Source organism: Pelomonas sp. KK5 (assembly GCF_001984095.1).
Taxonomy (GTDB): domain Bacteria; phylum Pseudomonadota; class Gammaproteobacteria; order Burkholderiales; family Burkholderiaceae_C; genus KK5.
This window is the reverse complement of sequence record NZ_LYVQ01000377.1, coordinates 1-3,539: the sequence shown is the minus strand read 5'-3', so window position 1 is coordinate 3,539 and position 3,539 is coordinate 1. Positions and strand designations below refer to the sequence as shown.

Annotated in this window: 4 protein-coding genes and 1 pseudogene; 2 read left to right on the top strand and 3 right to left on the bottom strand. The window is 72.3% G+C overall.

Going from position 1 to position 3,539, the window contains the following annotated elements; all coding sequences use genetic code 11:
- Nucleotides 1-59 precede the first annotated feature (59 nt).
- Genes B0W88_RS30560 through B0W88_RS34555 form a run of 3 tightly spaced genes read right to left on the bottom strand, consistent with a single transcriptional unit; the run spans nt 60 to nt 2,236 of the window.
- On the bottom strand, nt 60-725 hold the full coding sequence (locus B0W88_RS30560) for a TfuA-like protein (RefSeq protein WP_077038261.1): 666 nt from the start codon (nt 723-725) through the stop codon (nt 60-62).
- A complete protein-coding gene (locus B0W88_RS30555) occupies nt 718-1,914 on the bottom strand; it encodes a YcaO-like family protein (protein WP_077038260.1) in 1,197 nt (398 codons plus the stop codon). Before B0W88_RS30555 ends, B0W88_RS30560 begins: the two co-directional genes overlap by 8 nt.
- Complete coding sequence (locus tag B0W88_RS34555; protein WP_077038259.1) at nt 1,898-2,236, bottom strand: hypothetical protein; 339 nt, start codon at nt 2,234-2,236, stop codon at nt 1,898-1,900. Before B0W88_RS34555 ends, B0W88_RS30555 begins: the two co-directional genes overlap by 17 nt.
- 221 nt (nt 2,237-2,457) lie before the next feature.
- On the opposite strand from B0W88_RS34555, the gene B0W88_RS30545 reads away from it, so the two are divergent.
- Nucleotides 2,458-3,147 (top strand): LuxR C-terminal-related transcriptional regulator, encoded by a 690-nt coding sequence (locus tag B0W88_RS30545; protein WP_077038258.1) that lies wholly within the window; start codon nt 2,458-2,460, stop codon nt 3,145-3,147.
- Nucleotides 3,148-3,205: 58 nt separating this feature from the next.
- Nucleotides 3,206-3,539: pseudogene (locus tag B0W88_RS30540) on the top strand (metallophosphoesterase); the annotation flags it as partial.

Genomic DNA, 3,539 nt, shown 5'->3' with positions numbered 1-3,539 from the left:
GCTGATGCGCGACGGCGCAGCGATGCCGGCCGACCAACTGCTGGCGATGGCCGCGCCGCTCAAGCCGCGGGACTGAACTTCCAGGGCCGCTCGGCCAGCAGCCGGCCCAGGTCCAGCGTCTTGATCCTGTTGTCGGGCAGCCAGCCAAGCAGCGCCTCGGTCGCTTGCTGCGGGACGCCGGCATCGCCGGTCAGCAGCGCGCGGATGCGGGCCTCGCTGCGCTCGCCGAACCACAGCGCACCCAGCGCGTCGATGACGATGGCCTGCTGCCGCAGCGAGATGCCCAGCGCCTCGCCCCGCTGCTCGAAGGCCCAGCGCAGGTTCACCAGCGCCTCGGTGATCGGGAACCAGGGCGCGCGCGGGTAGTGCAGCAGGCACATCTCGTCGTCGGTGAAATCCTCGTAACGCGCGAATTGAGCGTACACATGGCCGTGGCCGCGCATGCCTTCGCCGCGCATCTCCCAGGCGCGGATCGCGCCCAGGCTCGACACGCCCCAGACCTGCCAGCCGGCATCCAGCGCCGCGCCCAGCTCGGCATGCGAGACGGCCGGCACGGCCTGGAACACGCCGTCGCACAGCAGCAGCACGCCCGGCGGCTGGCGCTTCACGAGCCGCTCGATGTCGCCGCGCCGCGCGGGCGGGCGGCGGCGGATGCCGGCGAACAATGACGGCGGCAGGCCGAAGGCGGAAGGGCCGGCGAACAGCGTGGCCTCGACGTCAGCCATGGCCGAGCACCCGGTCGAGCAGCCGCGGCGTCAGGCGTCCGGGCGTGTTCGGCGCGCAGCCCGGCACGATCACGCGCACCACCTCCAGGCCGTCCAGCCCGGCAGGATCGAAACGGTGGCGCAGCACCGGCGGCAGCCCGCGCAGCAACTCGGCCAGGATCTCGTCCAGCGAAGCGTCGGCCGGCGGCCGCCGGTCGGGCACCTTCGCGAAGGCGATGCGGCGGCTGGCGTCGAACAGCTGCTCACGCAGGCGCGCATCGCCGTCGCGCCGCGCTTCGGGCCGGCGGTACTTGGCATAGAAGGCGGTGATGTCCTCGCGCCCGCCGTGGATCAGGCTCAGCCGCGACTGCGCAGCCTCGCACACCGCGCGGGCCAGCGCGATGCCGCGGTCCAGGTGCAGGCCCGAGCCGCTGGCGAGGTTGACCCGGTTGTCCTCGGGCTCGTCAAGCACCGCCTCGAAGCAGGGCAGGCCGTGGCGGTTGGGCAGGTGGCGCACCGCCAGGCGCACGCCGAGCTCCTGCCAGCGCGCGGCCAGCGCGTCGAAGGGCGGCGGCAGCCGGTCGACGAGCTGCGAATCGTCGCGCGCCTGGTTCATCGCCAGCGTGTCGCGCTCCAGCACTTCCAGCAGGCCGTGCAGCGTGGCCTCGGCCGGCGTGTTGCCGGAAGCCAGGCCGTTGGACGAGGGGCCGAACAGCGGCGGCCCGTCGAGCCGGCCCGCGACGATCAGCTCGGCCGGCAGCATCACGGCCCCGCCGCGCCGGCCGAGCACTTCGCAAGGCAGTGCCGGCAGGCGCTCGTCGTCCGCCGGTGGCGGCGCCACGGGCGCCAGGTCCATCCAGCGCGCATGCGGCGCCAACTGGTCCACCAGCGCGCCGAAGGCCATCCGCGGCAGCTCGCCGCGCGGCTCGGCCACCGCGAACTCCAGCGCCTCCATCAGCGCGCCGACCCGCGCCTCCTCGGCGCTCAGGCCCTTGCCGGCATGCACCCGCAAGACCTGGCCCCGCGGCCGCACGCCGATGCAGACGGGCAGGCCCAGGCGATCCATCCGCGTGATCTCGCTGACGCGGGAGATGCCCCAGCGGGGCATCAGCGCGGCGGCGCGGGCGAGGGTCTCGGCCGGCAGCACGCGGCGCAGGCTGGAGCCCAGCCGCAGCGCGGCGGGCGGCTCCGGCTCAGAGCTTCGTGGCATTGCCCAGGTGGAGGATGCGCTTCTTGAACTCCTTCTGGAACTGCTTGAGCTTGTCGACCTCGGCGGTGGTGAGGCCGGTGGTGTCCAGCACCAGGTGGCGCTGCGACTTGCTGTCCGGCGCCGCCGCGACGGCCGCGCCGCCGGCCTTCATCAGCGCCAGCATCTGCTCGGTGGCGGCTGCGGTGCGCTCGGTGGCCGCGGCGATGCGTTCCAGCGCCTCGGCCGTGCGGTCCACGCCGGGCTTGGCGGCGGCCTTGGCTGTCTTGGCGGGTGCAGCCTTGGGCTTGGGGGCCGGGGCGGCTTTCTTGGGCTTGGTGGCCATCGTTCTCTCCTTTTGCTGTTGGGCAGCGGCACTGTAGGGCTGCCGGCCCCGGCGTGCATCAATGTGTTGTCTAAATCCGTCGAGTCTCGCGTTTAGGAATTCTTAGGACCCGATTTAGGAACGCTCAATGCCTTGGCGTGAACAAAGACCGACAGTGCGGCCATTCCCCGATCGCTTCACCTTCTTCTTCTTCAATCCCACCGCGCCACAAGGAGTCCGCCATGCTGACCACGATGTATTCCGAAGAGCACCGCTACCCGCAACAGGCCCTGCGCAGCTTCGAGAGCCAGCCTGTGTCGTCGCATGCCTCGGTGCCCCGCGCCGTGGTGGACCGCCTGGCCAACGTGATGCTGGACCAGGTCGAGTGCGGCCTGATCACCTGCCGCGCCGATGGCACCCTGATCCACGCCAACCGCGCCGCCCGCCGCGAGATCGACCTGGGCCGCATCCTCAGCCTGGCCAACCAGCAGCTGCGCTGCCACGGCGACGTGACCCAGGCCGAGCTGGCCGCCGCCCTGCACGACGCCGCGGTGCGCCAGCGCAGCCGCATGCTGGTGCTGGGCACGGACGCCGAGCACCTGAGCGCCGTCGCCATGCCGATCCAGGTGGACGCGCTGGGCATGCCGGCCGCGCTGCTGATGGTCGGCCGGCGCAGCGTCTGCTCGCCGCTGGCGCTGGAGATGATCGCGCTGCGCCACAACCTGACGCTGGCCGAGCGCCGCGTGCTGCGCGCGCTGATCGCCAGCCAGAGCGCCCGCGACATCGCCGATGCCCACGGCGTGGCGATGTCCACGATCCGCTCGCAGATCCAGTCGATCCGCGACAAGGTCGGCGTGCGCAGCATCGAGGAGCTGCTGATGCGTGCGGCGCAGGTCCCGCCCGTCAGCTCCTGGCACGAGCTGAGGAACTGAAACAAAACGAAAAGAACGGCGGGCTTGAAGTGCCCGCCGGGGGCGTCATCTGCGCCGGATGAAGCTCATCCCCATCGCGCTGCTCTCGCTGCTGCACCTCTACATCGGCTGGCAGATCCTGCCGGCCTTGCCCGGCGCTGCAGCGCCCCTGCTGTTTGGCGTCGCGCTGCTGGCGGCCTTCCTCACGATGACGCTGGCGATGGCCCGCCGCGGCCGGCACCGCAGCCAGGCGGTGGCCGACCGCTGGTCCTGGGCCGGCATGCTGGCCTTCGGCATGTTCGGCATCACGCTGACGCTGACGCTGCTGCGCGAACTCGCCCTGCTGGTGGCGCCGGCGGACTGGGCGGCCGATTCCGCGCTGGCCGTGCCGGCGGCAGCGCTGACGGCCACCC

Excerpts from the sequence above, each read along its gene's own strand:
- B0W88_RS30555 (WP_077038260.1), bottom strand. The coding sequence starts at position 1,914 with ATGCCACGAAGCTCTGAGCCGGAGCCGCCCGCCGCGCTGCGGCTGGGC.
- B0W88_RS30560 (WP_077038261.1), bottom strand. The coding sequence starts at position 725 with ATGGCTGACGTCGAGGCCACGCTGTTCGCCGGCCCTTCCGCCTTCGGC.
- B0W88_RS30545 (WP_077038258.1), top strand. The coding sequence starts at position 2,458 with ATGCTGACCACGATGTATTCCGAAGAGCACCGCTACCCGCAACAGGCC.
- B0W88_RS34555 (WP_077038259.1), bottom strand. The coding sequence starts at position 2,236 with ATGGCCACCAAGCCCAAGAAAGCCGCCCCGGCCCCCAAGCCCAAGGCT.